Raw genomic sequence first — 26,557 nt, 5'->3', positions numbered from 1 at the left:
CGGCGGGTGGCGAGACCGGCGAGGCCGGGACGACGGATGCGCACCGGGCGGCGAGTGGCCGCCACGGCGCCGGCCCCCGGTCGTCGCGCCACGGCGCCGCGGCCGTCGACCGCGCGGGCCGTGGGGACGAGCGTCGCGATCGTCGTCGGGGCGGCGGTCCTCGTGGCCGTCCTCGCGGTCCTCGGCCCGGGGCGCGCGACCCCGGGCGCCGCGGACGCGGAGACGCCCACCGCCGTGGCGGGACTGTCGCACGACGGGGCGACGCGCGACCCCGCGGACCCTCTCGGCGCTGCCCGGGTGCTCACGGAGCGCCGGCTGGCCCTGCTCGCGGACGGGACCGGGGACCTCGCGTCGATCGTCGTCGCCGGATCGCCCGCGCACGAGCAGGACGAGGCGCTGCTCGCCGAGCTGGCCGGGGTCGACGTGCTCGACGCGCGCGCGGAGGTCTTCGACGCGCGTCCCGTCGGGTCGTGGTCGCCACCCGCGGCCGACGCGGACGCCGGCCCGGCGGACGCGACGGTCGAGGTCGACTACGCGGTCGGGGCGCACCGGCAGCGCACGCCGGACGGCGAGATCCAGGTCCCCGCGACCCCGCGCACCACGGTCGTGCTCGTGCTGCGCTGGACCGACGACGGGTGGCGGGTCGTCGAGGTGCGCTGAGCCGCGACGAGCGGGCTCGGGCCCGAGCGGCCCACGGTGTCAGAGGCCCTCGGCGACCCAGCGTGCGGCGTCGGCGACGTGTGGCTCGGACCACGTGAAGCCGCTCGCCTCGAGGACCGTCGGCAGGGCGCGCTGGGAGCCGAGGATGTCGGACGCGAGCTCGCCCAGCACGACGCGCAGCGCCACCGAGGGGACCGCGACGACCGCCGGGCGGTGCAGCGCGCGGGCGAGCGCGCGCGTCACCTCGGCGTTCGTCGCGGGGTGGGGGGAGCAGAGATTCACCGCGCCGTGCACGGGTGCCGTGAGCAGGTGCCGCAGGGCGTCGACCTGGTCGCGCAGCGTGATCCAGCTCCAGTACTGCGTGCCGGGCCCGAGCCGGCCACCGACGCCGAGCCGCAGCAGCGGCAGGAGCCGTCCGAGCGCGCCGCCCTCGGGGGACAGGACGATCCCGGTGCGGGCGTGGACGACGCGCACGCCGGCCTGCTCCGCGGGCGCCGTCGCCGCCTCCCACTCGCGGACCAGCCGGGCGAGGAAGCCGTCGCCGGACGCCGACGTCTCCGTGAGCACCTGCGCGCCGCGGTCGCCGTAGTAGCCGATCGCCGAGCCCTGGACCCACACGGGTGGCGGCGCGTCGAGGCTCGCGAGCGTCCGCGCGAGGAGTCCCGTCGTGCGCGTCCGGGAGGTGAGGAGCGTGCGCTTGTACGCGGCGGTCCAGCGGTGGTCGCCGATCCCCGCGCCCGCGAGGTTGACCACGGCGTCCGCCCCGTCGAGCGCCGCGGGGTCCAGGGCTCCCGCGTCCGGGTCCCACTCGTGCTCGTCCGAGGTCTGCGGGGCGCGCCGCACGAGGCGTCGCACGTGGTGCCCGTCCTCGCGCAGGCGTTCGAGCAGCTCGGAGCCGATGAGCCCGTGCGAGCCCGCCACGACGATGTCCATGGGCTCACGCTACGGGTCCGCGGCCCGTGCCGACAGCCGCGGACGCCGGCCACGCGCAGCCCGGGCAGGACGCACGAGAGGCCCCGACCGCGACGGTCGGGGCCTCTCGGGACGCGTCAGGGAGCGACGGGCGTCAGAGACCGACCTCGGCCTCGAACGCGCCCTCCTCGATGCGGTTCTTGATCGCGGTGAGGAAGCGCGCGGCGTCCGCACCGTCGACCAGGCGGTGGTCGTAGGACAGGAAGATGAAGCACGTCGAGCGGATGCCGATCGTGTCGTTCCCGTCCGCGTCCGTGACGACGACCGGCCGCTTCGTGATCGTGCCCGTGCCGAGGATCGCGACCTGGCCGACCGGGACGATCGGCGTGTCGAAGACCGCGCCGCCCGAGCCCGTGTTGGTGATCGTGAACGTCGCGCCCGCGAGCTCGTCGGGGCCGACCTTGTTGGCGCGCGTGCGCGCACCGAGGTCCGCGATCTTGCGCGCGATGCCGGCGAGGTTGAGGTCGCCCGCGTCCTTGATGACCGGCACGACGAGGCCGCGCTCGGTGTCGACCGCGATGCCGACGTTCTCCTGGCCGTGGTAGGTGATCTCGTCCTCGGCGAACGTCGCGTTGATCTTCGGGTAGGCCTTGAGCGCCTCGACCGCGGCGAGCGTGAAGAACGGCAGGAACGTGAGGTTCGCGCCCTCGCGCGCCTTGAAGTCGGCCTTGGCACGGTTGCGCAGCGCGGCGACGCGCGTGACGTCCACCTCGACGGCCGTGGTGAGCTGGGCCTGGGTGCTCAGCGCCTCGACCATGCGGCTGGCGACGAGCTTGCGCAGGCGGCTCGTCTTCTCGGTCGTGCCGCGCAGCGGCGAGACCGCGGGGACGGTCGCCTTCTTCGGGGCACCGCCGGCGGCGGGGGCTGCGGCGGCCGGGGCGGCCTTGGCCTCCTCCGCCCTGCGGGCGGCCTCGAGCACGTCCTCCTTGCGGATGCGCCCGCCGACGCCGGTGCCCGTGACGGTCGACAGGTCGACGCCCTTGTCCGCGGCGAGCTTGCGCACGAGCGGCGTGAGGTAGGTGCCGCCGGACTTCGTCGCCGGGGCGGGCGTCGCGCCGGGGGCGGACGGCGCCGCGGCGGGGGCGCTCGTGGCCGGCGCGGGGGTCTCCTCCTGCGCGGCCTGCGCGGGGACGGCCGCCTCGCTCGCCGGGGTGCGCGCCTCGGTCGGGGCCGGCTCCTCCTGCTCCGGGGCCTCCTGCTGGGGCGCCTCCTGCTGGGGCGCCTCCTGCTTCGGCGCCTCCTGCTTCGGGGCCTCCGGTGCGGGCGGCGCCGCCGGGGCGGCACCCGAGCCGACGACCGCGAGCACGGTGCCGACCTCGACCGTCTCGTCCTCCTGGACGAGGATCTGCTGGACGGTGCCCGCGACGGGCGACGGGACCTCGGTGTCGACCTTGTCGGTCGAGACCTCGAGCAGCGGCTCGTCGACCTCGACCGTGTCGCCGACGGACTTGAGCCACCGCGTCACGGTGCCCTCGGTGACGGACTCGCCGAGCGCCGGGAGCTTGATCTCCTCGCCGCCGGACGACTCGCCCGAGGGCGCGGGCTGCTCGGCCGGGGCGGGCTGCTCGGCGGCCGGCTCCTCCTGGGCGGCGGGCTGCGCGGGCTCGGGCTCGGCCTGCGGGGCCGGAGCCTCGGCCTCGGCGGGCGCCGGCGCGGAGCCGCCACCCCCGGAGCCGTCGCCGATCACGGCGAGGTCGGCGCCGACCTCCACGGTCTCGTCCTCCTGGACGAGGATCTGCTCGAGCACGCCCGCGACGGGCGACGGGATCTCGGTGTCGACCTTGTCGGTCGAGACCTCGAGCAGCGGCTCGTCGACGGCGACGGTGTCGCCGACCGACTTGAGCCAACGGGTGACGGTGCCTTCGGTGACGGACTCGCCGAGGGCCGGCATCTGCACGTTCTCAGACATGACCTGCCTGGTCTCCTTCGATCGTTGGGGTCAGTTGTGGGCGTGCAGAGGCTTGCCGGCCAGTGCCAGGTGCGCCTCTCCGAGTGCCTCGTTCTGGGTGGGGTGGGCGTGGACCAGGGCGGCGACGTCCTCCGGGTACGCCTCCCAGCCCACGATGAGCTGTCCTTCGCCGACGAGCTCGCCGACGCGTGCGCCGACCATGTGCACGCCGACGACGGGCCCGTCCTTGCGGCGCACGAGCTTCACGAAGCCGCTCGTCGCGAGGATCTTGCTCTTGCCGTTGCCGGCGAGGTTGTACTCGAGGGTCTCGACCTGGTCGGCGCCCCACGTCTCGGCCGCCGCGGCCTCGGTCACGCCCACGGACGCGATCTCGGGCTCGCTGTAGGTGACGCGGGGGATCGACGACTCCACGACCGGCGTCGGGTCGAGACCCGCGATCTGCTCCGCGAGGAAGATGCCCTGCGCGAAGCCGCGGTGGGCGAGCTGGAGGCCGGGGACGATGTCGCCCGCGGCCCAGACGTTGCCGACCCCCGTGTGCAGGCGCTCGTCGACGACGACGAACCCGCGGTCGAGCGTGATGCCCTGCTCCTCGTACCCGAGGTCGGCCGTGCGCGGGCCGCGCCCGACGGCCACGAGCAGCAGCTCGGCGTCGAACGTCGTGCCGGACTCGAGCGTGACGGTCACTCCGGAGTCGGTCTCCTTGACGCCGGCGAACCGGTCGCCGAGCGAGAACGCGATGCCGCGCTTGCGGAACGCCCTCTCGAGCGCCTTCGACAGCGCCTCGTCCTCGTTGGGCACGAGGTGGGGCAGCGCCTCGACGATCTGGACGTCGGCGCCGAACGACCGCCACACGCTCGCGAACTCGACGCCGATCACGCCGCCGCCGAGCACCACGACGGACTTCGGCACGCGGTCGAGCTGCAGCGCCTGGTCGGAGGTGATGACGCGGCCGCCGATCTCGAGGCCGGGCAGCGAGCGCGAGTACGAGCCCGTGGCGAGCACGACGTGGCGGCCGGTGTAGCGGGTCCCGTCGACCTCGACGGTGTCCTGCGACACGAGGCGGCCGTGCCCCTGCACGAACGTGATGCCGCGCGACGAGACGAGGCCCTGCAGCCCCTTGTACAGGCCCGCGACGACGCCGTCCTTGTAGGAGTTGACGCCCGCCATGTCGATGCCCTCGAACGTGCTGCGGACGCCGAACCGCGCGCCCTCGCGGGCGCCGTCGGCCAGCTCGGCCGCGTGCAGGAGGGCCTTGGTAGGGATGCACCCGTTGTGCAGGCAGGTGCCGCCGAGCTTGCCCGACTCGACGAGCGCGACGTCGAGGCCGAGCTGGGCGGCACGCAGCGCCGTGGCGTAGCCGGCGCTGCCTCCGCCCAGGACGACGACGTCGAATGGTGTGCCGGGTTCGGCCACGTGCGACTCCTTCAGCGAGGGGAGATCGGGGGCGGACGTCACGGCACGTCGACGGGCCGGACGGGGATCCGCTGACCCACGGTGCGTGAACGTTCTCCGGGTGCCATCTTGGCACCTCGACCACGGCCACCCCAATCGAAACCCGGGCGTCGCGGCTGTGACGCTGGAGACAGCGACGCCCACCGTATGACCAGGGTCACGCTGTACCCTGCCGCTGTGCCCCGGCTGCCCAGGCTGTCCAGCCTGTTCTCCCGACGCCCCGCGACGACCTCGACCGCGACGGGCGTCGCGCCCGCGTCGTCCGACGCGCGCCGCGCGACGCTCGCCCACCTCCAGGACTTCGTGCGCACGCGCGTCGGGGTCGAGGCGTACGTCGAGCCGCCGACGCCGGACACGGGCGCGACGCTCCTGCTCATCGCGACGACGGGCGAGTGGACGCGCCGGCGCGTCCCGGACGAGCGGACGGCGTTCGACGTCGCCGGCTCGCTCGGCGTGCCGGTCTACAACGTGCGCTTCACGGGCTACCCGCAGCGGATGCGGGACTGGAACTCGCGCCAGCGCCGGCGCTGAGCACCGCCACCTCGACGGGGCCGAGCAGGCGGTCCCGGTCCGTCCGGGCGACCGGACGCACCAGGACCACCCGCTCGCCGCGGGGTCAGCGCTGCGCGCGGCCCTCGACGAGTCCGAGGAGCGTGCGCACGGCGACGCCCGTCCCGCCGACCGGGGTGTACCCGTGGGCCGAGCCCTCGTTGAACGCGGGGCCCGCGATGTCCAGGTGCGCCCAGGGCGTCTCGCCGACGAACTCCTGGAGGAACAGGCCGGCGACGAGCATCCCGCCGAACCGGTCCCCGATGTTGGCGAGGTCCGCGACCTTCGACTTCAGCGACGCGCCGAGCTCCTCGGGCAGCGGCATCGGCCAGAACTGCTCGCCCGCGGCCTCGGCCGCCGCGACGACCTCCGCGCGCACGTCGTCGGCGCCCATGACCGCGGAGACGCGGTTGCCGAGCGCGATCATCTGGGCGCCGGTGAGCGTCGCGACGTCGAGCACGACGTCGGGCTTCTCCTCGACCGCGGCGACGAGGCCGTCGGCCATCACGAGGCGGCCCTCGGCGTCGGTGTTGAGCACCTCGACGGTCTTGCCGCCGCGGATCGTGATGACGTCGGACGGGCGCTGCGCGCTGCCCGACGGCATGTTCTCGGCGAGGCAGAGCCACCCCGTGACCGCGACCGGCAGGCCGAGGCGTGCGGCGGCCACGACCGTCTGGAGCACCGCGGCGGCGCCGGCCATGTCGGACTTCATCGCCTCCATGCCCTTGGCGGGCTTGATGGAGATGCCGCCCGAGTCGAACGTGATGCCCTTGCCGACGAGCGCGACCTTCGCGGCCGGGCGCGACGGCGCGTAGGCCACCTTGACGAGCCGCGGCCCGCGCGCGGAGCCCTGGCCCACGCCGACGAGCCCGCCGTAGCCGCCCGCGACGAGCGCCTTGTCGTCGAGCACCGTGACCTTGAGGCCCTTGGCGCCCGCGTCCTTGACGGCCTGCTTGGCGACGTCGGCGAACGCGGCGGGGTAGAGGTCGTTCGGCGCGGCGTTGACGAGGTCGCGCGTCGCGTTGACGGCCTCGGCGACGACCTTCGCGCGCTCGACGGCCGCCTTGGCCGCGGAGCTTCGCGCGCCGGCCGCGAGGATCTCGACGGTCGCGGGCGGGCGGCTCGCGTCGGACGCCGCGGCCTCTCCCGTGCGGTAGCGGGAGAACGCGTAGGCGCCGAGCAGCGCGCCCTCGGCGACCGCGCCGAGCTCGGCCTCGTCGTCGACCGGGAGCGCGACGGCGACCGACGTCGTCCCCGCGAGCGCGCGCAGGGCCGCCCCGGCGGCACGGCGCAGCGCCTCGGTGCTGAAGGTGCCGTCCGCGCGGCGGGCGCCGAGACCCACGAGGACGAGCACGCCGGCCTTGAGGTCGGGACCGGCGGGGACCTTGCGCACCTCGTCGGCGGCGCCCGTGACGCCGAGCGCGGGGGCGACGTCCTCGAGGGCCGCGACCACCGGTCGGGGCAGGTCGCCCCCGACGATCGCGACGCCGTCGGACGTCGTGTGGGTGCCGACGACGAGAGCGTCGACCTTGGCACCGGCGGGACTCTTGCTGGAGACGGTCAGTTCAGCCACACCCGCGATGCTATCCCTGCGCGCACGGCCCCTCGCCCGAGGGGTCGGGACGGGTGGACCGATTCCTCGGCGGCCGTCCGCCCCCGGTACGCTCGGCGCGTGGTCCTTCCCCTCGTGCTGCTCGTGGTCGCGGCGTGCGCCGTGCTCGCGGGCTGGGCGCTCGTGTTCGTCGTCCGCGACCGTGCGGTGATCCTGCGCCAGCTGTGGGGCGCCGCCGTGATCGAGGCGCTGGTCCTCGTGCAGGCCGTCGTGCTGGGCGTCCTCGGCGCGACCGGCACCGCCCCGAGCGACCCGGTGCTCCTGTGGGGCTACCTCGTGACCACGCTCGTCATCCTGCCCGTCGCCGCGCTGTGGGCGTTCGCCGAGCGCTCGCGCTGGAGCTCGGTCGTGCTCGTCGTCGCGGCGCTCACGGTCGCGTTCCTCGAGGTGCGCATGTGGCAGATCTGGAACGCCTGACCTGGAGGTCCTCGCCATGAGCGCACCCGCCGCCCCGGACGGCACCGGTCCGTCCGCGTCACCCGCGCCGGGCGGCGGACCGTCCGGCGGGCCGGGCCGGACGCGCCGCACCAACGCCGGCTTCGGCCGGTTCCTCGTCGCGGTGTACGGCGTCTTCGCGCTCGCCGCCACGGCGCGCGCCGCGGTGCAGATCCTGCGCGACTGGGACGAGGCGCCGCTCGCGTACGCGCTGTCCGGTCTCGCGGCCGTGGTGTACGTCGTCGCGACGGTCGCGCTCGCGCGGGACGGCCGCGTCGGGCGCGCGGTCGCATGGGCCGCGGTGGGCGTCGAGCTCGTCGGCGTCCTCACCGTCGGGGCGTTCTCGCTCGCCGACCCGGAGGCGTTCCCGCGCGCGACCGTGTGGTCCGGGTTCGGCCAGGGCTACGGCTACGTCCCGCTCATGCTGCCGTTCGTGGGCGTCTGGTGGCTCTGGCGCACCCGGCCGCGCCCCGGCGCGGGCACCCCCGTCACGACCCGCCCCGCCGACGCCCCGGAGGACGCCGCATGACTCGCAGCCGCCCGTTCCTCTACGGCCTGCTCTTCGACGCCGTCTTCCGGCGGATGGACCCCGAGCGCGCGCACCACGTCGCGTTCGACCTCATCGGCGCCCTCGGCCGCGTGCCCGTGCTGCGCGACGTCGTGCAGGGCGCGCTCGCGCCCTACCTGGGCCGCCGGGCGGGCGGTCGCGGCAGCGTCGAGGTGCTCGGCAAGGTCTTCCCCGCGCCGTTCGGGCTCGCGGGCGGCTTCGACAAGGACGCGCGCGCCGTGCGCGGGCTCACGGCCCTCGGGTTCGCGTTCGTCGAGATCGGGACGGTCACCGCGCACGCGCAGCCCGGCAACGAGAAGCCGCGCCTGTGGCGCGAGCTCGACGTGAGCGGCGTGCGCAACCGCATGGGCTTCAACAACGAGGGCGCGCAGGCGGCGGCGCGCCGGCTCGCGGCGCTGCGGTCGACCCGGTCGGGCCGCGCGGTGCTGGTGGGCGCGAACATCGGCAAGACGAAGGTCACGCCCGCGGAGGAGGCGGCCGCGGACTACGCGACGAGCGCGGGACTCCTCGCGCCGTACGCCGACTACCTCGTGGTCAACGTCTCCTCGCCCAACACGCCCGGCCTGCGCGACCTCCAGGAGGTCGAGTCCCTGCGCCCGATCCTCGTCGCCGTGCGCGAGGCGGCGGACGCCGCGACCGCGCGTGCGGGCGTCGTGCGCGTCCCGCTGCTCGTCAAGATCGCGCCCGACCTCGCCGACGAGGACGTCGACGCCGTCGCCGACCTTGTCGACGAGCTCGACCTCGACGGGGTCGTCGCGGTGAACACGACGATCGGTCACGACCGGGGGCCGGGCGGGCTGTCCGGCCCGCCCGTCCGTGCCCGGGGGCTCTCCGTCGTGGCGCGCCTGCGCGAGCGCCTCGGCGCGGACCGGGCGATCATCGGCGTCGGGGGCGTCACGACCGCGCACGACGCCCGCGACTACCTGCACGCGGGGGCCGACCTCGTCCAGGGGTACACCGGCTTCCTCTACCAGGGGCCGTTCTGGGCCGCGCGCATCAACCGCTCGCTCGTGCGTCACCCCGAGCCGGGCGAGCACGTGCGGGGCGCCGAGGCGAGGGAGGCACGATGATCCGGCCGCAGTGGGTCTGGGAGCTCGACGACGCCGAGGGCCGCGCGCTCGCGACGCCCGTGAGCCCGGTCTTCACCACGCAGTACGACGCCGAGCAGTGGCTCGGCGAGACGTGGCGGTCGCTCGCCGCCGAGGGCGCGGCGGCCGCGCGACTCCTGCACGACGGCACCCAGGCGACCGCGACGGTGGAGCTGCGCGTCCCCTGACGCCCGTCAGCCCGTCACGCGCGCCCACGCCGCGACGAGCCGTGGCACCGCGTGCTCGAGCTCGTCGGGCGGCCGCGAGAACGTCAGGCGCAGCCGGTCGGCCGCGCTCCCGTCGGGCGTGAACGTCGGCCCGGCGTTGACGAGGACGCCCTCGGCGGCCGCCGCCGCGGCGAACGCCTGCGCGACGGGGGCGCCGACGTCGACCCACAGCGACAGCCCGCCCTCCGGCACGTGGACGCGCCAGTCGGGCAGCGCGGCACCGAGCAGCCCGCACAGCAGGTCGCGCTGCGCCCGCAGCATCCGGCGCCGCTCCGCGAGCACGGACGGCGCGTCGTCGAGCAGCTCGACGACGGTGAGCTGCTCGAGGACGGCGGTCGCGATGTCCGCCGACTGCCTCGTGCGGGCGAGGCGCGCGACGAGGTCGGGGTGGGCGCGGACCCAGCCGACGCGCAGCCCTCCCCAGAACGACTTGGACGCCGAGCCGACCGTGACGACGTACGGCGAGGTGCCGTCGCCCGCGAGCGGCTCGGCGACGGGCCCGGCGGCGTCCGGGTCGCCGTCGAGGTCGAGGTCCGTGAGGGTCTCGTCGCCGACGACGGTCACGCGGTGGCGCTGCGCGGCGTCGCGCACGCCGGCCCGCTCCGCGGCCGAGAGCGTGTACGCCGTGGGGTTGTGGAAGTCCGGGACGAGGTAGACGAGGCGCGGCGAGACCTGGCGGAGCGTCGAGCCGTAGAGGTCGACGTCGAATCCCGGGGCGTCCTGGTCGCGGCCCGTGCGCGCGTCGCGGTCGCGGCGGCCGACGGGCACGGGCACGAGCCGTGCCCCGGCGCGCCGCAGCGCCTCCATGGCGTGGTAGTACGTCGGGGACTGCACGACGGCGCGGTCGCCCGCCCCGAGGAGCGTCGTCGCGAGCGTCGTGATGGCGTGCTGCGCGCCCGTCGTCACGAGGATCTCGTCGGGCGTCGTGGGTGTGCCGCGCCGCGTGTGGTGGTCGGCGAGCGCCTCGCGCAGGGCCGCGACGCCGTACGGCTCGTACCCGCCGCCGGCGAGGTGCTCGGGGAGGCGCTCGAGCGCGCGCGAGTACGCGGCGTGCAGGCCGCTGGGGGCGGCGGAGGTCGCCTGGGAGAGGTCCGCGAGGTCGATCGGTGCGGCGTGCGGCGCGGGCGCGGGAGGCGCGTCGCCGCCGGGGGCCCGGTGCGCCGCCCGGGGTCGGGAGGGGCGGGGGAGCACGACGACGGTGCCCGAGCCGGTGCGCGACCGGGCGAAGCCGAGCTCGCGCAGGCGCCCGTAGGCCGCGGCCGTCGTCGTGCGCGAGACACCGAGCGCGGCCGCGAGGTCACGCTCGGACGGCAGGCGCGTGTGCGGTGCGAGCGTGCCGGCGAGCACGGCGGCGCGCAGGGCGTCGGCGAGCGCGACGTACGCGGGACCGCCGGCGTGCCAGCGGCCGAGCAGCCGGGACGCCGCGGCGGGGGAGAGGTGCCGGTGGACGTCGACCGTCCCGGAGGGGGCGAGGCTCATGAGGCCACTCTCTCGCGATTGGCTATGGATGTCGATGCCACTTGGTCGCGAGGATGGCACGCGTGACTCCCGCCCGCCGCGTGACCCAGCTCCTCCTCGGCCTCCTCGCGTACGCGCTGTCGATGGCGATGCTGCTCCACGCGGGCCAGGGCGGCATGCCGTGGGACGTCCTGCACCAGGGCGTCGTGCGCCGCACCGGCCTGCCGTTCGGGGTCGTCGTCGGCGCGCTCAGCGTGCTCGCGCTCCTCGCGTGGATCCCGCTGCGCCAGCGCCTCGGCGTCGGGACCGTCGCGAACGTCGTGGTCATCACCCTGACGATCGACCCCGCGATCGCGCTCGTCGAGCGCGCCGTACCGGACCCGGGCGTCGCGGCGAGCGTCGCGCTCGCGCTCGGCGGGGTCGTGCTCAACGGCGTCGCGACGGCCGCGTACCTCGGCGTGCGCCTCGGGCCCGGTCCGCGCGACGGCCTCATGACGGGGCTCGTGGCCCGTACCGGGTGGTCGGTGCGGCTCGTGCGCACGCTGATCGAGGTCGTCGTCGTGGCGGTGGGCTGGGCGCTCGGGGGAACCCTCGGGTGGGCCACGGTCGCCTACGCGCTCGGCGTCGGGCCGGTCGTCCAGCTCACCGCGCGCTGGTTCGCCCCGCGCGGGCTCGTCGCCGCGCCGCGCGCCCGCGCGAGCGCCGCGGACGCCGCACCGCCGGACGCGCCGGTGGCTGCGGCCGCAGGCCCCCGGCCGGGCGAGGGAGGCATGCCCGCACCCGGCCGGTGAGGAGACGACGACGGCCCCGGCGCACCGCCGGAGCCGTCGTCGCGGATGAGGTCCCGCGTCAGGCGACGCGGCCCTGCGGGGCGTCCTCCGCCGTCTTGCCCGGGTCGCGCTCGACCACGCCGCCGAGGATCTCGTCGATGCGGGCCATGAGCTCGGCAGGGATCGTCACGCCCGACGCCTTGACGTTCTCCGCGACCTGCTCGGGGCGCGAGGCCCCGACGAGCGCCGCCGCGACGTTGTCGTTCTGCAGGACCCACGCGACCGCGAGCTGGGGCATGGTGAGCCCGAGCTCGTCCGCGACGGGCTTGAGGTTCTGCACGCGCGTGAGCACGTCGTCGGTCATGAAGCGCTGGATCATCCGTGCGCCGCCCTTGTCGTCGGTCGCGCGCGACCCCTGGGGCAGCGGGCGGCCGGGGACGTACTTGCCGGACAGCACGCCCTGCGCCATGGGCGACCAGACGATCTGGGACAGCCCGAGCTCGCGCGACGTCGGCACGACCTCGTCCTCGATGACGCGCCACAGCATCGAGTACTGCGGCTGGGACGAGATGAGCTGGAACCCGAGGTCCTTCGCGAGCGCGTGTCCCGCGCGGATCTGGTCGGCCGTCCACTCGGACACGCCGATGTACAGGGCCTTGCCCTGGCGGACGATGTCGGCGAACGCCTGCATCGTCTCCTCGAGCGGCGTCTCCGTGTCGTACCGGTGCGCCTGGTAGAGGTCGACGTAGTCGGTGCCGAGGCGCTTCAGCGAGCCGTTGATGGACTCCATGACGTGCTTGCGGGACAGGCCGGTGTCGTTGGGGCCGCCGGGGCCCGTCGGCCAGTAGACCTTGGTGAAGATCTCGAGCGACTCGCGGCGCTGCCCCTTGAGCGCGTCGCCGAGCACCTGCTCGGCCTTCGTGTTCGCGTAGACGTCGGCCGTGTCGAAGGTCGAGATGCCGGCGTCCAGCGCGGCGTGCACGCACGCCGTCGCGACGTCGTTCTCGACCTGGGAGCCGTGGGTGAGCCAGTTGCCGTAGGTGATCTCGGAGATCTTGAGACCGGAGTTGCCGAGGTAGCGGTAGGTGGGCATGCGCCCCAACCTAGCCCCCCGGTCGTTGCCCCACGAACCTACACGGCGGTCACTCCGGGTAGACGCCGTGCTTCTTGTGCGTCGGCTTCGGCAGGCGTGCGCGGCGGAGCTGGAACGCGCGCATCACGGCGTACATGACCGTGCCCTTGGGGATCTCGCCGAACTTCGCGAGCAGGCGCTTGCGCAGGCGCCGCCACATGATGAAGCCGTCGATCACCGTGAGGAGCACGATGACGTAGAGCGTCATCACGGTCAGGAACGCGAGGTCCTGGTTCTGCGCCGTGACGAACGAGAAGACGATGAACACGAGCGCGACCGGGAGGAAGAACTCGCCGAGGTTCCAGCGCGCGTCGACGTACTCGCGCACGTAGCGCTTGACCGGGCCCTTGTCGCGTGGGGGCAGGTAGCGCTCGTCGCCCGTCTGCATGGCCTGGTACTGGCGGTCGCGCATCTCGCGCTGCTTCTCCCGCGCGGCCTTCGCGGCGGCGCGGCGGTCGTCCGGCACGAGGGGTCGCTTGTTCGCGGCCTCGGCGACCTTGCGCTTGGGCGTCGGCCGACCCTTGCCGGCGCGCTCGATCTCGGCCGCCTGCTCGACGGGGTCGGGGGCGGCGGGCGTCGCGGCGGGCTTGTTGCGGGAGAACACCCCACCAGCGTAGTCGAGCCGCGGGAGTGCCTCGCGTGCCGTCCGCGGGCGCCGGACGCGTGCCACGGCCGGACGCGCCGCCGGGCGGGCGGTTACGGACCCGACGCGCGGGCCCGGCGGTCCCCGGTGTCGTACGGTGCTGGTCGTGACGAACTCACCAGAACCCACCGACCCCGCGCTCGCGACCACGCTCCGCGAGACCGTCGCGCGCCTGTTCCCCGCGCTGCGCGCCGACCTCGAGTCGCTCGTGCGCGTGCCGAGCGTCTCGAACGCCGCGTTCGACCAGGCGCACGTCGCCGCGAGCGCGGACGCCGTGGCCGCGCTCCTGCGCGACGCGGGCATGCCCGAGGTGCAGATCCTGCGGGCCCGCACCGAGGACGGCGCCGAGGGCGCGCCCGCCGTCGTCGCGCGCCGTCCCGCACCCGCCGGGGCCCCGACCGTCCTGCTGTACGCCCACCACGACGTGCAGCCCCCGGGCGACGCCGCCGCGTGGGACACCGACCCGTTCGAGCCGACCGAGCGCGACGGTCGCCTCTACGGGCGCGGCGCGGCCGACGACAAGGCGGGCGTCGTCGCGCACCTCGGCGCGCTGCGCGCCCTGACCGAGCTCGGCGACCTCCCGGTGGGCGTGACGGTCTTCGTCGAGGGCGAGGAGGAGGTCGGCTCGCCGACGTTCCTGCCGTTCCTCACGCAGCACCGGGACCTGCTCGCGGCGGACGTCATCGTCGTCGCCGACTCCTCGAACTGGAAGATCGGCGTGCCCGCGCTCACGACGTCGCTGCGCGGGCTCGTGGACTGCGAGGTCGAGGTCGCGGTGCTCGACCACGCGGTGCACTCGGGCATGTTCGGCGGCCCGGTCCTCGACGCGGTGACGCTGCTCGCACGCCTCGTCGCGACCCTCCACGACGACGTGGGCAACGTGGCCGTCGACGGCCTCGTGACGGCCGCGGAGCCGACGGTCGACTACGCCGAGGCGGACTTCCGGGCCGACTCGTCGCTCCTCGACGGCGCAGCGCTCGCGGGCGAGGGGAGCATCGCCGGGCGGCTGTGGGCCAAGCCGGCGATCGCCGTCATCGGCCTCGACGCCCCGAGCGTCGCGCACGCGTCGAACACGCTCACGCCGCGCGCCACCGCGAAGCTCTCGGTGCGCCTCGCGCCCGGGCAGGACCCGGCCGCGGCCATGGCGGCGCTGCGCGCGCACCTCGAGTCCCACGCGCCGCTCGGCGCGCGCGTGACCGTGCGCGACGGGGAGCAGGGCAAGCCGTTCCTCGCGCCGGGCGACTCCGAGGCGATGCGGGCCGCGCGGTGGGCGTTCGCGACGTCGTGGGGCACGGAGCCCGTCGACATCGGCGTGGGTGGGTCGATCCCGTTCATCGCCGACCTGCTCGAGGTGTTCCCCGACGCCGCGATCCTCGTCACGGGCGTCGAGGACCCCGACTCGCGGGCCCACGGCGCGAACGAGTCGGTCCACCTCGGCGAGCTCGAGAAGGTCGTGCTCGCCGAGGCGCTCCTGCTCGCGCGGCTGGGCGGCGCTGTCGCCTGACGCGGTCGCCCGCGGGCGGCGCGTCCCGGTCAGCCGGGGAGCGCCGCCCGCAGGTCCGCCGCCTCGGCGAGCACCGGCCCGACGGCGTCGCGCACCCCGACGTCCAGCGCGCCCGTCAGGGCGTCGAGCTCGTCGAGGTGCGCGCGGGCCGCGTCGGGGTCACCGCCGCGGACGGCGAGCTCGGCGAGGTAGGCGAGCGCGCGCACCCGGTCGGCCGCGTCCGCGTCGTCCCCCGCCCGCCGTAGCGCGCCCCTGAGGATCTTGCGCGCCTGCGCGGTCTCGCCGTGCGAGTCGGCCTGGACGACGGCGTCGTCGAGCGCGCGGGCGAGGCGGCCCTCCGGCCGGGTCCCGTACGCGGAGGCCGAGGAGTCGCCGTCCGTGCCGGAGACGGGCGCCGCAGGGGAGCGGCGCATCACGCGCACCCAGTTCCCGGCGGGGTCCACGAGGCTGAAGCCCGTCGTGCCGCCCGCGTTGGCCCGCCGCCGCGGGCGCGTGATGCGCGGGAAGCCGGTGAGCGGCAGCCGACCGTAGCGGGCGCGCAGGCCCGCGGCGAACGCCTCGAACACCGGGGCCGTGTCCTCCACGACCACGATGCACGTGCTGAAGTTGTCCTGCGGCGCGAGCGCGTCGAGCCCGAAGTAGTGCAGGTCCACGCCGCCGCGGCGCAGCGCGACGTACGGGTTCGGCCGGAGCTGGCGGTAGGTCACCTCGAAGCCGAGCGCGGTCCAGAAGTCGCGCAGCTCGTCGACGTCCTGGCACGGCAGCGCCGGGACCATCGTCGCGTCGAAGGGGTCGGGGCCGTCGGGGGCTGGTGCGCGGTCGGCGGGCATCCGTCCATCGAAGCACCCGTCGCGCGCGGTGCCCAGGGGGTGGGTGACCGCCCGGCGCGGGTCGAGGACGCGGGTCGGCCCCGGTGCGCGGCGGCCCGGCGACCCCGGCGCGTCAGGCCCGGTGCGCGACGTCGACGGCGCGGGACCACCGGGCGACGTCGTCCGGGAGCTCGGGCGAGGTGACGTCGCCGCCGAGCAGGCCCACGACGTCGGGCGCGGCGATCCGGTCGCCGGACCCGCGCGCGAGGAACCGCCCGGCGACGAGGCCGCGCGCGCACAGGTCGCCGCGGCGGGAGAACACCTGCTCGAGGTACACCACGCGCTCGTCCCACCCGAGCACGCGCGTGGTGATCTCGAAGCGGTCCCAGAGCTGCAGCGACCGGCGGTACTTCATCGTCGACGCCGCGACGACGGGGTACCAGCCCTTCTCCTTGAGCAGGGGGAAGCCGCCGAGGTCGGCGATGAAGTTGCTGCGCGCGACGTCCATCATCTGCAGGTACACGCCGTTGTTGACGTGCAGGTAGAAGTCGAGGTCTCCGGGGCGCACGCGCATCCGGGTGATCGACGGGTCGAGGACGCCGCGCCCCGGCACGGGCTTGCGTGGCATCGTGCTGGCGACGAGGAGCTGGATCTGGCGGGTCACCCGGGCAGGCTACTACCCGGCACCTGCGGTATCAGGTAGTCCGGGCGTGCCGAGCGCGGCGTCCGACGGCGTCAGACGGGCGGGTCCGGGTCGTACTGGATCCCGCGCCGCACGGCGCGCGCGACGTCGTCGCCCTCCAGGCGCGCGACGAGGTGCAGCGCCATGTCGATCCCCGCGGACACGCCCGCCGACGTGACGACGTCGCCGTCGTCCACGAACCGCGCCTCGGTGTCGAGAACGACGCTCGGGTCGATCTCCGCGAGCTCGTCGTAGTGCGCCCAGTGCGTCGTCGCCGGGCGGCCCGACAGCAGCCCCGCCGCCGCGAGCACGAGCGACCCCGTGCACACGCTCGCGATCACCGGGGTCTGCGCGCGCATCGCGCGCAGCCACTCGAGATGGACGCGGTCCGCGAGGAGCGAGCGCGTGCCCCAGCCCCCGGGGTGGACGAGCAGGTGGAGGGGGCCGACGTCGTCCGCCGAGCGGTCCGGCAGGAGTCGCAGGCCCTTCGCGAGGCGCACGCCCCCGCCGTCCCACGAGAACGTCGACACGTGCGGCTTGAGCGCCGAGTGCTCGGCCCACGCGGTCAGCACCTCGAACGGCCCCGCGACGTCGAGCTCCTCCGCCTCGTCGAAGACGAGGATCCCGATGTTCATGCCGTTCCCGGTGCTCATGCCCACCTCCGCGTGGCCCGGACGTCACCCGCCGGCGCGGCCCGCGGGCGCGCCGGCGGACCCTGGCTAGATGCCCGGCAGGGCGAGCATCTGGTCGAGCGCGACGCGTGCCCAGTGCGCGTCGTCCGCGTCCACGACGATCCGGTTGACCACGCGGCCCGCGACGAGCGACTCCATCGCCCACACGAGGTGCGGCAGGTCGATCCGGTTCATCGTCGAGCAGAAGCACACCGTCGAGTCGAGGTAGTGCACCTGCTTGTCCGGGTGCTCGCGCGCGACGCGGCGCACGAGGTTGAGCTCGGTGCCGATCGCCCACGACGACCCCGGCTCGGCCGCGTCGAGCATCGTGATGATGTACTCGGTCGACCCGACGAAGTCCGCGGCCGTCACGACCTCGTGCTTGCACTCCGGGTGCACCAGCACGTTGACGTCCGGGACCGCGGCGCGCACGTCCTCGACGTTCTTCGCCGAGAACCGCCCGTGCACCGAGCAGTGCCCGCGCCACAGGATCATGCGCGCGCCGCGCAGCTCGGCGTCCGTGAGGCCGCCGTTCGGCTTGCGCGGGTCGAACACGACGCAGTCGTCGAGCGACATCGCGAGCTTGAGCACGGCGGTGTTGCGACCCAGGTGCTGGTCCGGGAGGAACAGGACCTTGCCCGTGCCCTCGACGCCGCCCACCTGGTCGAACGCCCAGCGCAGCGCGACCTCCGCGTTCGACGACGTGCACACCGTGCCGCCGTGACGGCCCGTGAACGCCTTGATCGCGGCGGAGGAGTTCATGTACGTCACGGGGATCGTCGAGTCGGCGATCCCGGCCTCCTCGAGCACGTCCCACGCGTCCTCGACCTGGTCGATCGCGGCCATGTCCGCCATCGAGCAGCCGGCCGCGAGGTCCGGCAGCACGACCTGCTGGGCGTCGGACGTGAGGATGTCCGCGCTCTCGGCCATGAAGTGCACGCCGCAGAAGAGGATGAACTCCGCCTCGGGCCGCGCCGCGGCCTCGCGCGCGAGCTTGAACGAGTCACCCGTCACGTCGGCGAAGTCGATGACCTCGTCGCGCTGGTAGTGGTGACCCAGGACGAACGCCCGGTCGCCCAGCGCCGCGCGTGCCGCACGGGCCCGCTCGACGAGGTCCGGGTCGCTCGGCGCGGGCAGCTCGCCCACGCACTCGACCCCGCGTTCGGACGCGAGGTCGCGGCCCTGGCCGAGGAGCAGCAGGGCAGAAGGACTGGGCTCGACGAACCCGCCCCGGCGCGCAGTGTTCGGTCCGGTCACGGACGACAGCAGGGTGCTACCAGTGCTCACGGCACCATCGTCGCACAGGGCCGACCCGACGGGCCGTGACGTCCCGCACGCCCACGGCGCCACGGCGACCGTGCCGGCGCCGTGCCCCCGGGCTGGCACAATCCGGGCATGCGCGTGCTGCTCACCGGGTCCGCCGCCCCGCCCCTGCCGGACGGGGCGTGGCCGCACGGCGTCGCCACCCCCGCCGCAGGACAGGGCGTCCCCACGCTCGCCGACGTCGCGTCGTGGTGGGCACCGCACGCCGACCTCGACGTCGTGGCGCTCGCGGCGCAGGGCCCCGGGTTCCTCGACGCGCTCGCGCCCGTCGCGCCCGAGGTGCTCGCCGGCGTCGTCCCCGGGCCCGCCGGGTCCGAGGTGCCGGTCGCGCTGCGCCGCCGGACCGCGGACGCGGGCGGTGCCCCGACGCGACCGACCGTCTACGTCGACGCGTCCCAGGTGCCCGCCGCCGGCGACGCCGGGACGCTCGGCCCCGGCTCACCCGACCCGACCGTCCCCGCCCGCTCCTCGACCGCCGTCGGGCACCTGCTGGCGCTCGCGGTCGACGCCGCGCGCGACGCCGCAGGAGCGCCCGGCCGCGTCGTGCTCGCGACGGGCAGCAGCACGAGCCACGACGCGGGGCTCGGGGCGCTGCGCGCGCTCGCCGGCGCGGAGGTCGGGCGCGTGGCGGGGGACGCCGCCGTCGAGGAGGTCCTGCGCGCGGCCCGTGCCGCGCTCGGCGGCACCGACCTCGTCGCGGCGGTCGCGTCCGACGTCCCGCTGCTCGGCCTGCACGGCGCGAGCGCGACCCTCGACGGCCGCGGGGTCGACGCGGCCGTCGCGCAGCACCTCGAACGAGAGCTCGGGGCGGTCGCGCACGACGTCGCGGCGGCCGTCGACCGCCTCGCGTCCGACGGCACGGGCGGGGGCGGCGCGCTCGTGGGGCGGGACCTCCTCGCGACGGCGACCACGGGCCGACGGCTCGCGGGCCTCCCGGGCGCGGGGAGCGGCGGAGGCCTCGGGCACGCCGTCGCCGCGCTCGGCGGCCGGCTCGTGCCGGCGCTGCGCGTCCTGGCCGACGATCTCGGCCTCGACGCGCGCCTCGCGGGTGCGGACGCCGTCGTCGTGCTCGCGGACGAGCTCGGGGCGCACGAGCTCGGCGACGGGACGGTCCGCGAGGTCGCGGCGCGCGCGGGCCACCACGCGCTGCCGGTCGTCGTGGTCGCGCGGAGCGTCGTGGCCGGGCGCCGCGAGCAGGCCGCCGCGGGACTGAGCGGCGCGTACGCGTGGGACGACGGCGACCCGCGCGCGCTCGTGGAGCGCGTCGCCCGCACGTGGTCGCGCGGCTGACCCGTCAGCCCAGGTCGACCTCGCCGTCCGCGCGGACGGCCCACGCGGGGTTGTGCGCGACCTCCCACACGAGCCCGTTGGGGTCCGCGACGTGCGCGTGGAACACCCCGCCGAACTCGCCCTCCTGCGGCTCCTTGCGGACCGTCCCGCCCGCGGCGACCATCGCCGCCACGAGCGCGACGACCGCCTCGCGGGACCCGACGTTGTGGGACAGCGTCAGGCCCGTCGTCACGGGCGCCGCGCCGGGTGTGCCGGCGTCGCGCGCGAAGCTCTCCGCGTCGAAGAAGCCCAGGAGCTGCCCGGCCGCCGAGCGGTAGAACACGATCTCTCCCGGCACGTCGAGGCGCGGCTCCCACCCGAGCGCGCCGTAGAAGCGCCGGGCGGCGTCGAGGTCGCGCGCCGCGACGGTGATGAAGTGCACGGACGGGTCCACGGGGCCTCCGGTCGTCCTCGGTCGCGCCCCCCGTGCGGGGGCCCGTTCGACCGTACGCCGCCCGGTGGTCGTAGACTCGGGAACACGACCGGCACGTGTGGTGTTGAGGACCTGACGAGATCTCTCTCGAGAGGTCCGAGAAGCCGGCCACCACCGGGGCACCAGTGCCCCCGACAGCGCGGAGACGAGATGAGCGAGACCACCGAGATTGCCACGCACGGCGTCAACCTGACCGACGAGGCCGCGGAGAAGGTCCGCACCCTCCTCGAGCAGGAGGGCCGCGACGACCTGCGCCTGCGTGTCGCGGTGCAGCCCGGCGGCTGTTCCGGCCTGATCTACCAGCTCTACTTCGACGAGCGCGTGCTCGACGGCGACGCGCTGCGCGACTACGACGGCGTCGAGGTCGTGGTCGACAAGATGAGCGTCCCCTACCTCGAGGGCGCGACGATCGACTTCGCCGACACGATCGAGAAGCAGGGCTTCACCATCGACAACCCGAACGCGGGCAGCGCCTGCGCGTGCGGCGGCTCCTTCAGCTGACGCGCCCGGCGTGCCGCGCGCACGCCGACCCGGACACCACGAGCCCGGCGACCCGTCCTGCGGGTGGCCGGGCTCGTGCCGTCTCAGCCGCCGAGCTCGACGGTGATCGCCCAGGCGTCCGCGTCGCCCGAGCGGGGGAGCGGCTCCTCCGCGACGACCGCGTGCCCGCGCATCCGCGCCCAGGCGGGGACGTCGAGGCGCGCGGCGGGGTCCGTCGACCACACGGTGAGCCGCGTGCCCGCGGCGCGGTCGCGCGCGGCCGCCGCGAGCCGGATCACGGGGAGCGGGCACCGCAGGCCCCGGGCGTCGACGACGTCGCCGTGCTCGCGGCCCTCCGCGGCGGGCGGGCGGTCCGCGCCCGTCACAGGCCCTGCACCCCGAGCGTCGCCCGCACGCGCTCGACGGCGCCCGGCAGCACCGCCAGGAGGCGGTCGACGTCCGCCTCGCTCGTGGAGCGGTCGAGCGCGACGCGGACGTTGCCGTGCGTGAGCACGCCCATCGCGGCGAGGACGTGCGACGGCTCGAGCGAGCTCGACGTGCAGGCCGAGCCGGAGCCGACGGCGACGCCCTCGCGGTCGAGGTCCGTGAGCAGCGCCTCGCCGTCCACGTAGAGGAACGAGAACGTCACGACGTGCGGGAGGCGGTCGACCGGGTCGCCGACGACCTCGACGTCCGGGATCGCGGCGACGCGTGCGCGGACCCGGTCGACGAGCGCACGGCGGCGCGCGTCCTCGGCCTCGCGGTCGGCGAGCACGGCCTGCAGCGCGACGGCGGCGGCGAAGGCCGCGGGCACGGACACCCCGCCCGGGGCCAGCGGGTCGGGGTCCTCCGGGAACGGGCTCCGGCGGCGCACACGCGACCGGATCGCGAGGACCCCGACGCCCGGGCCGCCGCCCCAGTCCGCGGGGTCGGCCGCGAGCGCGTCCCACGCGGTCGGCAGGGCGTCGTGGCCGACGCTCGCCCCCGCGTCCACGAGCAGCGGCACCCCCGCTGCGCGCGCGGCCTCGTGGACCGCCTCGACGGGCTGACGCGTCCCCACCTCGCCGTTGGCGTGCTGCAGCGCGGCGAGCGCCACGCCCGGGCGCGCGACGGCGTCGGCCATCCGGGCGGGGTCGACCCGTCCCGCCCGGTCCACGCCGACGACGTCGCGTTCGAGACCGCCGTGGTGCGCGGCGTGGAGGAGCGCCGCGCGCTCGACGGCGCTCACGACGACGGTGCTCCCGACGCGCGAGCGGCCCGCGGCGAGGGCCGCGACGCCCGTGTGCAGGGACGTCGTGTGGTTCGCGGTGAAGACGACCTCCTCCGTCCGCGCGCCGAGCGCCCCCGCGACGGCCTCGCGCGCGCCGTCGAGCAGCGCGGCGGCGCGGCGGCCCTCGGCGTGGAGGCGGCGCGGGTCGGCCCAGCCGTCGTCGAGGGCGCGGTCGAACGCCTCGCGTGCGAGCGGGTGCCACGGGGCGCGCCCGCCGTTGTCGAGCCGGACCCGGCGATCGGGGGTGGTGTGTGTCACATGGCCTCCAGGGCGGGTGCGCGGCGCGCGGGGTGTCGCGCCCGAGGTCGGCCGGGGTGTCGTGCCCCGCGGCCCGCCGGTGGTCCCGGCCGCGCCGGGCCGCCGGATCGTTGCGCTCGCGCCGTCCGCGGAACGCGACCGCCGTGCGCGCGGGCGCTCATCGGGCACGGTACCGCCTCGCCGCACCACCCGTCCGTGTGGCAAGGATCTGACAGACGCGCCGCGGGTGTGCCCAACCGGTCCTGACCGGCCACGACGTGTGCCGCATCTCGCCCGTCCGGAGCGCGTCCGGGGCCACGAAGGGCGGAATCCCGCGCTAGGCTTCGTGTGTCGAGGACGAAGGTCCTGTGCTGGGCTCGTAAAGACGGGCACGGGCAGGACGTGACGTGAAAGGCCCCCCTTGCACTCGCAACCCCCTAGCCGCACACGGCGCACCATCCTGCGGGCGACGGCCCTCGCCGTCGCCGTCGCTGCGGTGGCGTCCGGCTGCGCCAGCGACACGGTCCAGCGCGGGTTCCTGCCCGGTTACGAGGACGGGGAGGTGACCAACCAGACCGCCCGGATCACGTCGCTGTGGACCGGCTCGTGGATCGCCGCGCTCATCGTCGGCATCATCACGTGGGGCCTCATGCTGTGGTGCGTCGCCGCCTACCGCAAGCGCAAGGACGACCACCGGCTCCCGGTCCAGACGCGGTACCACCTGCCGCTCGAGATCATGTACACGGCCGTGCCGATCGTCATGGTCCTCGTGCTCTTCTACTACACGGACCGCGACATGAGCGCGATCCAGGACACGGACCGCGAGGCCGACCTCACCATCCAGGTCATCGGCAAGCAGTGGAGCTGGGACTTCAACTACGTGGACGACGACGTCTACGAGTCCGGCCAGCACCTCGCGAACGTCGGCGACACGATGACCGAGGACGCCACGATCGACGGCGCCCCCGGCACGGCGGCCGCGCTGCCCACGCTCTACCTGCCGGTCGGCGAGACCGTCCGCTTCGAGCTGCAGTCGCGCGACGTCATCCACTCGTTCTGGATCCCCGCGTTCCTCTACAAGCAGGACATGATCCCGCACCGCACCAACGAGTTCGTCGTCACGACGGAGCGCGAGGGCGTCTACGCCGGCAAGTGCGCCGAGCTCTGCGGCGAGCACCACTCCGGGATGCTGTTCAACGTGGAGGTCGTCGACCGCGCCGAGTACGACGCGCAGATGGAGGCGCTCCGCGAGAAGGGCCAGGAAGGCCAGATCCCGGTGGAGGGCTTCAGCCGCCTCCAGGACCCGAACCCCGTCACCGCTAGCACGGAGGGTGAGCACTGATGGTCGCGCAGGCCGAAGTCATCCCCGGTCTCGCCCCCCGGCGTCAGACCCTCGGGCGGACCGTGATCAAGTGGGTCACGTCCACCGACCACAAGACGATCGGGTACCTGTACCTGATCTCCTCGTTCATCTTCTTCTGCATCGGCGGCCTCATGGCCCTCGTGATCCGTGCCGAGCTCTTCGAGCCCGGCATCCAGATCGTGCAGAGCAAGGAGCAGTACAACCAGCTCTTCACGATGCACGGCACGATCATGCTGCTGCTGTTCGCGACGCCGCTGTTCGCGGGCTTCGCCAACTTCGTGATGCCGCTGCAGATCGGTGCGCCGGACGTCGCCTTCCCGCGACTCAACATGTTCGCGTACTGGCTCTACCTCTTCGGCGGGCTCATCGCCTCGGCGGGCTTCTTCACCCCCCAGGGCGCCGCGTCGTTCGGGTGGTTCGCGTACGCGCCGTTGTCGAACACGACGTTCAGTCCGGGTCTCGGGGGAGACCTGTGGGTGTTCGGCCTCGCGCTCGCCGGTTTCGGCACGATCCTCGGTGCCGTCAACTTCATCACGACGATCATCACGATGCGCGCCCCCGGCATGACGATGTTCCGCATGCCGATCTTCACGTGGAACACGCTCATCACGAGCCTCCTCGTGCTCATGGCGTTCCCGCCCCTGGCCGCCGCGCTCTTCGCGCTCGGCGCCGACCGGCGGTTCGGTGCCCAGATCTTCAACCCCGAGAACGGGGGAGCGATCCTGTGGCAGCACCTGTTCTGGTTCTTCGGGCACCCTGAGGTCTACATCATCGCGCTGCCGTTCTTCGGCATCGTGTCGGAGATCTTCCCGGTCTTCGCCCGCAAGCCGATCTTCGGCTACAAGGGCCTCGTCTACGCGACGATCGCGATCGCGGCGCTGTCCGTCACCGTGTGGGCCCACCACATGTACGTGACCGGTGCGGTCCTGCTGCCGTTCTTCGCCTTCATGACGATGCTCATCGCGGTCCCGACCGGCGTGAAGTTCTTCAACTGGATCGGCACCCTCTGGCGAGGGAAGCTGACGTTCGAGACGCCGATGCTGTGGTCCATCGGGTTCCTCGTGACCTTCCTCTTCGGTGGTCTCACGGGCGTCATCCTGTCCAGCCCGGCGCTCGACTTCCACCTGTCCGACTCGTACTTCGTGGTCGCGCACTTCCACTACGTCGTGTTCGGCACCGTCGTGTTCGCGATGTTCGCGGGCTTCTACTTCTGGTGGCCCAAGTTCACCGGGCGCATGCTCAACGAGCGCCTCGGCAAGCTGCACTTCTGGCTGCTGTTCATCGGCTTCCACACCACGTTCCTCATCCAGCACTGGCTGGGTGTCGAGGGCATGCCCCGCCGCTACGCGGACTACGCGCCCTCGGACGGCTTCACGTGGGAGAACCAGGTCTCGACGGTCGGGGCGTTCATCCTCGCCGCGTCGACCCTGCCGTTCCTGTGGAACGTCTACACGACCTGGCGCAACGCGCCCAAGGTCGAGGTCGACGACCCGTGGGGCTACGGCCGCTCCCTCGAGTGGGCCACGTCGAGCCCGCCCCCGCGCCACAACTTCACCTCGCTGCCCCGCATCCGCTCCGAGTCGCCGGCGTTCGACCTGCACCACCCCGAGGTCGCGGCGATGGACCACGCGGAGCCGAGCCCGAACGTCCTCGAGAAGGTCTACGGCGAGGCCGACCGCCGCGGTGAGAAGGGCGTCGCGCTCGACCGCCTGAGCGGCTCGGAGACCGCGAGCGACTCCACGACGACGACGATCGTCGACGACCCCCGCACGACGGACGAGGAGACCGGGAAGTGAAGATCGAGTACAAGCTGTTCCTCTACGGCACGCCGTTCTTCATCGCCGCGGGTCTCGTCTACGGCTTCTGGAGCCACTGGGAGCCGGTCGGCTCGGTCGCGATCCTCCTGACCGGGGGCCTGGTCGCGATGATCGGCGCGTACCTCATGCTCACGTCGCGGCGCATCGACGCCCGCCCCGAGGACGACCCGGACGGCCTCATCGAGCAGGGCGCCGGCGACCAGGGCGTCTACGCCCCGTGGAGCTGGTGGCCGCTCGCGATCGCGGGCTCGGCGGCCGTCGTCTTCCTCGGCCTCGCGGTCGGCTGGTGGCTCGTGTACGTGGGCTTCGCCCTCGGCGCGGTCTCGCTCGTCGGCTGGGTCTTCGAGTTCTCCCGCGGGCAGCACGCGCACTGACCTCGCGGCAATCCTCGACCGGACGGCCCGGTTCCTCTTCGGAGGGACCGGGCCGTCCGTCGTTCCGCCCGCACACGGGACACGCACCGCACGGGCAGCCCACGGGGGGAGGCGATGCCGGGACCGCGTGGTCGACGGTGCCCTCGTCGTCGACGGCCTCGGGACCGAGGGCCACGGTGCCCGGACGGTCCGGCTCGTCCTGTGCTCCACCACGACGCCGACGCACGACCCGGCGTGGCCCGTCGACGGGAGCGTCCGTGCATCGATGCCGAGCGGCCCCTGGGAGGATCCGCGCGGAACCCCGGGGCCGGCTGCCGACCCAGGAGAAGGCTCGCACCCAGGGCACCCCGAGCGGGCCTCTCAGGACGCGACGGCTGCGCCGTCGATCGTGCGCTCGTCCCCGTGCGGGAAGGCTGGAGCGCGCCGCAGAGACGTGCGGAGGCCGACCCGAGTCACGACGGGACCCCGGNCCGGGGTCCGGGTCGTGAGGGGTGTCAGGCGGGGACGATGAGCCCGGCGGTCTGGGTCTTGGCGCGCTGGAGGCGGGCCTCGGCGTCGGACCAGTTGACGAGGTTCCACCAGGCGGTGACGTAGTCGGCGCGCACGTTCTGGTAGTCGAGGTAGTAGGCGTGCTCCCAGACGTCGAGCAGGACGATGGGGGTCAGGCCGAGGGTGAGGTTGCCCTGCTGGTCGTAGAGCTGGACGGTGACGAGCCTGGAGCCGATGGAGTCCCAGGCGAGGATGGCCCAGCCCGAGCCCTGGACGCCGGCGGCGACGGCGGCGAACTGCT

The 26,557-nt window shown here is 74.8% G+C and carries 28 protein-coding genes; 13 read left to right on the top strand and 15 right to left on the bottom strand.

The annotated features are described in order from the left end of the window. The first annotated feature begins 120 nt into the window (after window positions 1–120). On the top strand, window positions 121–660 hold the full coding sequence (locus GJV82_RS16690; RefSeq protein WP_155099990.1) for a hypothetical protein: 540 nt from the start codon (window positions 121–123) through the stop codon (window positions 658–660). A 39-nt stretch (window positions 661–699) separates the two neighbouring features. Here GJV82_RS16690 and GJV82_RS16685 read toward each other — a convergent pair whose 3' ends face one another. The 3 genes from GJV82_RS16685 to lpdA all read right to left on the bottom strand — a co-directional run bounded on the left by GJV82_RS16685 (window position 700) and on the right by lpdA (window position 4,954). Beyond that, window positions 700–1,593, bottom strand: coding sequence for a TIGR01777 family oxidoreductase (locus GJV82_RS16685; RefSeq protein WP_155099989.1), 894 nt, complete (start codon window positions 1,591–1,593; stop codon window positions 700–702). 133 nt (window positions 1,594–1,726) lie between these two features. Continuing rightward, the gene (sucB, locus tag GJV82_RS16680; RefSeq protein ID WP_155099988.1) at window positions 1,727–3,541 is read right to left on the bottom strand and encodes a 2-oxoglutarate dehydrogenase, E2 component, dihydrolipoamide succinyltransferase; all 1,815 of its coding nucleotides are present in this window, start codon (window positions 3,539–3,541) and stop codon (window positions 1,727–1,729) included. 30 nt (window positions 3,542–3,571) lie between these two features. Then, on the bottom strand, window positions 3,572–4,954 hold the full coding sequence (gene lpdA / locus GJV82_RS16675; RefSeq protein ID WP_024841760.1) for a dihydrolipoyl dehydrogenase: 1,383 nt from the start codon (window positions 4,952–4,954) through the stop codon (window positions 3,572–3,574). A 216-nt stretch (window positions 4,955–5,170) separates the two neighbouring features. Between lpdA and GJV82_RS16670 the strand changes: the two genes are divergently transcribed. After that, on the top strand, window positions 5,171–5,524 hold the full coding sequence (locus tag GJV82_RS16670; protein WP_034605179.1) for a hypothetical protein: 354 nt from the start codon (window positions 5,171–5,173) through the stop codon (window positions 5,522–5,524). Window positions 5,525–5,609: 85 nt separating this feature from the next. Here GJV82_RS16670 and GJV82_RS16665 read toward each other — a convergent pair whose 3' ends face one another. Then, the gene (locus tag GJV82_RS16665; protein WP_162289375.1) at window positions 5,610–7,115 is read right to left on the bottom strand and encodes a leucyl aminopeptidase; all 1,506 of its coding nucleotides are present in this window, start codon (window positions 7,113–7,115) and stop codon (window positions 5,610–5,612) included. Between the two features lie 99 nt (window positions 7,116–7,214). On the opposite strand from GJV82_RS16665, the gene GJV82_RS16660 reads away from it, so the two are divergent. Genes GJV82_RS16660 through GJV82_RS16645 form a run of 4 tightly spaced genes read left to right on the top strand, consistent with a single transcriptional unit; the run spans window position 7,215 to window position 9,433 of the window. Continuing rightward, the gene (locus GJV82_RS16660; RefSeq protein WP_024841763.1) at window positions 7,215–7,571 is read left to right on the top strand and encodes a hypothetical protein; all 357 of its coding nucleotides are present in this window, start codon (window positions 7,215–7,217) and stop codon (window positions 7,569–7,571) included. 16 nt (window positions 7,572–7,587) lie between these two features. Then, window positions 7,588–8,118 (top strand): hypothetical protein, encoded by a 531-nt coding sequence (locus GJV82_RS16655; protein WP_155099987.1) that lies wholly within the window; start codon window positions 7,588–7,590, stop codon window positions 8,116–8,118. Next, complete coding sequence (locus GJV82_RS16650; RefSeq protein ID WP_024841765.1) at window positions 8,115–9,227, top strand: quinone-dependent dihydroorotate dehydrogenase; 1,113 nt, start codon at window positions 8,115–8,117, stop codon at window positions 9,225–9,227. Before GJV82_RS16655 ends, GJV82_RS16650 begins: the two co-directional genes overlap by 4 nt. After that, on the top strand, window positions 9,224–9,433 hold the full coding sequence (locus GJV82_RS16645) for a hypothetical protein (protein ID WP_034605180.1): 210 nt from the start codon (window positions 9,224–9,226) through the stop codon (window positions 9,431–9,433). The genes GJV82_RS16650 and GJV82_RS16645 overlap by 4 nt, the downstream gene beginning before the upstream one ends. Window positions 9,434–9,439: 6 nt before the next feature. Here the strand turns inward: GJV82_RS16645 and yczR are convergent, their stop codons facing one another. Further along, window positions 9,440–10,951 (bottom strand): MocR-like transcription factor YczR, encoded by a 1,512-nt coding sequence (yczR, locus tag GJV82_RS16640; protein ID WP_155099986.1) that lies wholly within the window; start codon window positions 10,949–10,951, stop codon window positions 9,440–9,442. A 53-nt stretch (window positions 10,952–11,004) separates the two neighbouring features. Between yczR and yczE the strand changes: the two genes are divergently transcribed. Beyond that, a complete protein-coding gene (gene yczE, locus GJV82_RS16635) occupies window positions 11,005–11,721 on the top strand; it encodes a membrane protein YczE (RefSeq protein ID WP_225873435.1) in 717 nt (238 codons plus the stop codon). Between the two features lie 58 nt (window positions 11,722–11,779). Here yczE and GJV82_RS16630 read toward each other — a convergent pair whose 3' ends face one another. Both GJV82_RS16630 and GJV82_RS16625 read right to left on the bottom strand, forming a co-directional pair. Beyond that, the gene (locus GJV82_RS16630; protein ID WP_024841767.1) at window positions 11,780–12,793 is read right to left on the bottom strand and encodes an aldo/keto reductase family protein; all 1,014 of its coding nucleotides are present in this window, start codon (window positions 12,791–12,793) and stop codon (window positions 11,780–11,782) included. A 49-nt stretch (window positions 12,794–12,842) separates the two neighbouring features. Further along, window positions 12,843–13,436 carry a DUF3043 domain-containing protein gene (locus tag GJV82_RS16625; RefSeq protein ID WP_024841768.1) on the bottom strand — a complete coding sequence of 198 codons (594 nt, stop codon included), beginning with the start codon at window positions 13,434–13,436 and terminating at the stop codon, window positions 12,843–12,845. Between the two features lie 145 nt (window positions 13,437–13,581). Here GJV82_RS16625 and GJV82_RS16620 point away from each other — a divergent pair, with 145 nt between their 5' ends. Beyond that, complete coding sequence (locus GJV82_RS16620; protein ID WP_318657752.1) at window positions 13,582–14,979, top strand: dipeptidase; 1,398 nt, start codon at window positions 13,582–13,584, stop codon at window positions 14,977–14,979. Window positions 14,980–15,008: 29 nt separating this feature from the next. Here GJV82_RS16620 and GJV82_RS16615 read toward each other — a convergent pair whose 3' ends face one another. The 4 genes from GJV82_RS16615 to nadA form a co-directional block, all read right to left on the bottom strand. Then, complete coding sequence (locus GJV82_RS16615; protein WP_155099984.1) at window positions 15,009–15,809, bottom strand: VOC family protein; 801 nt, start codon at window positions 15,807–15,809, stop codon at window positions 15,009–15,011. A gap of 112 nt (window positions 15,810–15,921) precedes the next feature. Beyond that, the gene (locus tag GJV82_RS16610; protein ID WP_318657751.1) at window positions 15,922–16,452 is read right to left on the bottom strand and encodes an acyl-CoA thioesterase; all 531 of its coding nucleotides are present in this window, start codon (window positions 16,450–16,452) and stop codon (window positions 15,922–15,924) included. Between the two features lie 71 nt (window positions 16,453–16,523). Continuing rightward, a complete protein-coding gene (locus tag GJV82_RS16605; protein WP_155099983.1) occupies window positions 16,524–17,123 on the bottom strand; it encodes a DJ-1/PfpI family protein in 600 nt (199 codons plus the stop codon). A 66-nt stretch (window positions 17,124–17,189) separates the two neighbouring features. After that, a complete protein-coding gene (nadA, locus tag GJV82_RS16600; RefSeq protein WP_318657753.1) occupies window positions 17,190–18,398 on the bottom strand; it encodes a quinolinate synthase NadA in 1,209 nt (402 codons plus the stop codon). 138 nt (window positions 18,399–18,536) lie between these two features. Between nadA and GJV82_RS16595 the strand changes: the two genes are divergently transcribed. Continuing rightward, window positions 18,537–19,754, top strand: coding sequence for a glycerate kinase (locus tag GJV82_RS16595; protein ID WP_155099982.1), 1,218 nt, complete (start codon window positions 18,537–18,539; stop codon window positions 19,752–19,754). 4 nt (window positions 19,755–19,758) lie between these two features. Here the strand turns inward: GJV82_RS16595 and GJV82_RS16590 are convergent, their stop codons facing one another. Then, window positions 19,759–20,175: a VOC family protein gene (locus GJV82_RS16590; RefSeq protein ID WP_318657750.1), complete on the bottom strand. Its 417-nt coding sequence runs from the start codon at window positions 20,173–20,175 to the stop codon at window positions 19,759–19,761. A 201-nt stretch (window positions 20,176–20,376) separates the two neighbouring features. Between GJV82_RS16590 and erpA the strand changes: the two genes are divergently transcribed. Further along, window positions 20,377–20,727, top strand: a complete 351-nt coding sequence (erpA, locus tag GJV82_RS16585; RefSeq protein ID WP_024841776.1) for an iron-sulfur cluster insertion protein ErpA — start codon at window positions 20,377–20,379, stop codon at window positions 20,725–20,727. An 83-nt stretch (window positions 20,728–20,810) separates the two neighbouring features. On the opposite strand, the gene GJV82_RS16580 is transcribed toward erpA, so the two are convergent. Both GJV82_RS16580 and GJV82_RS16575 read right to left on the bottom strand, forming a co-directional pair. After that, complete coding sequence (locus GJV82_RS16580; protein ID WP_024841777.1) at window positions 20,811–21,092, bottom strand: sulfurtransferase TusA family protein; 282 nt, start codon at window positions 21,090–21,092, stop codon at window positions 20,811–20,813. Beyond that, a complete protein-coding gene (locus tag GJV82_RS16575) occupies window positions 21,089–22,234 on the bottom strand; it encodes a cysteine desulfurase family protein (RefSeq protein WP_318657748.1) in 1,146 nt (381 codons plus the stop codon). Before GJV82_RS16575 ends, GJV82_RS16580 begins: the two co-directional genes overlap by 4 nt. 475 nt (window positions 22,235–22,709) lie before the next feature. Between GJV82_RS16575 and ctaC the strand changes: the two genes are divergently transcribed. Genes ctaC through GJV82_RS16560 form a run of 3 tightly spaced genes read left to right on the top strand, consistent with a single transcriptional unit; the run spans window position 22,710 to window position 25,767 of the window. Then, window positions 22,710–23,555 (top strand): aa3-type cytochrome oxidase subunit II, encoded by an 846-nt coding sequence (gene ctaC / locus GJV82_RS16570; protein WP_446661271.1) that lies wholly within the window; start codon window positions 22,710–22,712, stop codon window positions 23,553–23,555. Next, entirely contained in the window at window positions 23,555–25,372 is a 1,818-nt protein-coding gene (ctaD, locus tag GJV82_RS16565) for an aa3-type cytochrome oxidase subunit I (RefSeq protein ID WP_024841780.1), read from the top strand. Before ctaC ends, ctaD begins: the two co-directional genes overlap by 1 nt. Next, window positions 25,369–25,767 carry a cytochrome c oxidase subunit 4 gene (locus GJV82_RS16560; RefSeq protein ID WP_024841781.1) on the top strand — a complete coding sequence of 133 codons (399 nt, stop codon included), beginning with the start codon at window positions 25,369–25,371 and terminating at the stop codon, window positions 25,765–25,767. The genes ctaD and GJV82_RS16560 overlap by 4 nt, the downstream gene beginning before the upstream one ends. 494 nt (window positions 25,768–26,261) lie before the next feature. Here the strand turns inward: GJV82_RS16560 and GJV82_RS16555 are convergent. Further along, window positions 26,262–26,557 (bottom strand): superoxide dismutase (locus GJV82_RS16555; protein ID WP_196217287.1); only part of this gene is annotated, 296 nt, incomplete at its 5' end.

The organism is Cellulosimicrobium composti, assembly GCF_009711085.1.
Classification (GTDB): Bacteria; Actinomycetota; Actinomycetes; order Actinomycetales; family Cellulomonadaceae; genus Cellulosimicrobium; species Cellulosimicrobium composti.
The sequence above is the reverse complement of the archived record's forward strand: the minus strand, read 5'-3'. Positions and strand labels throughout refer to the sequence as shown.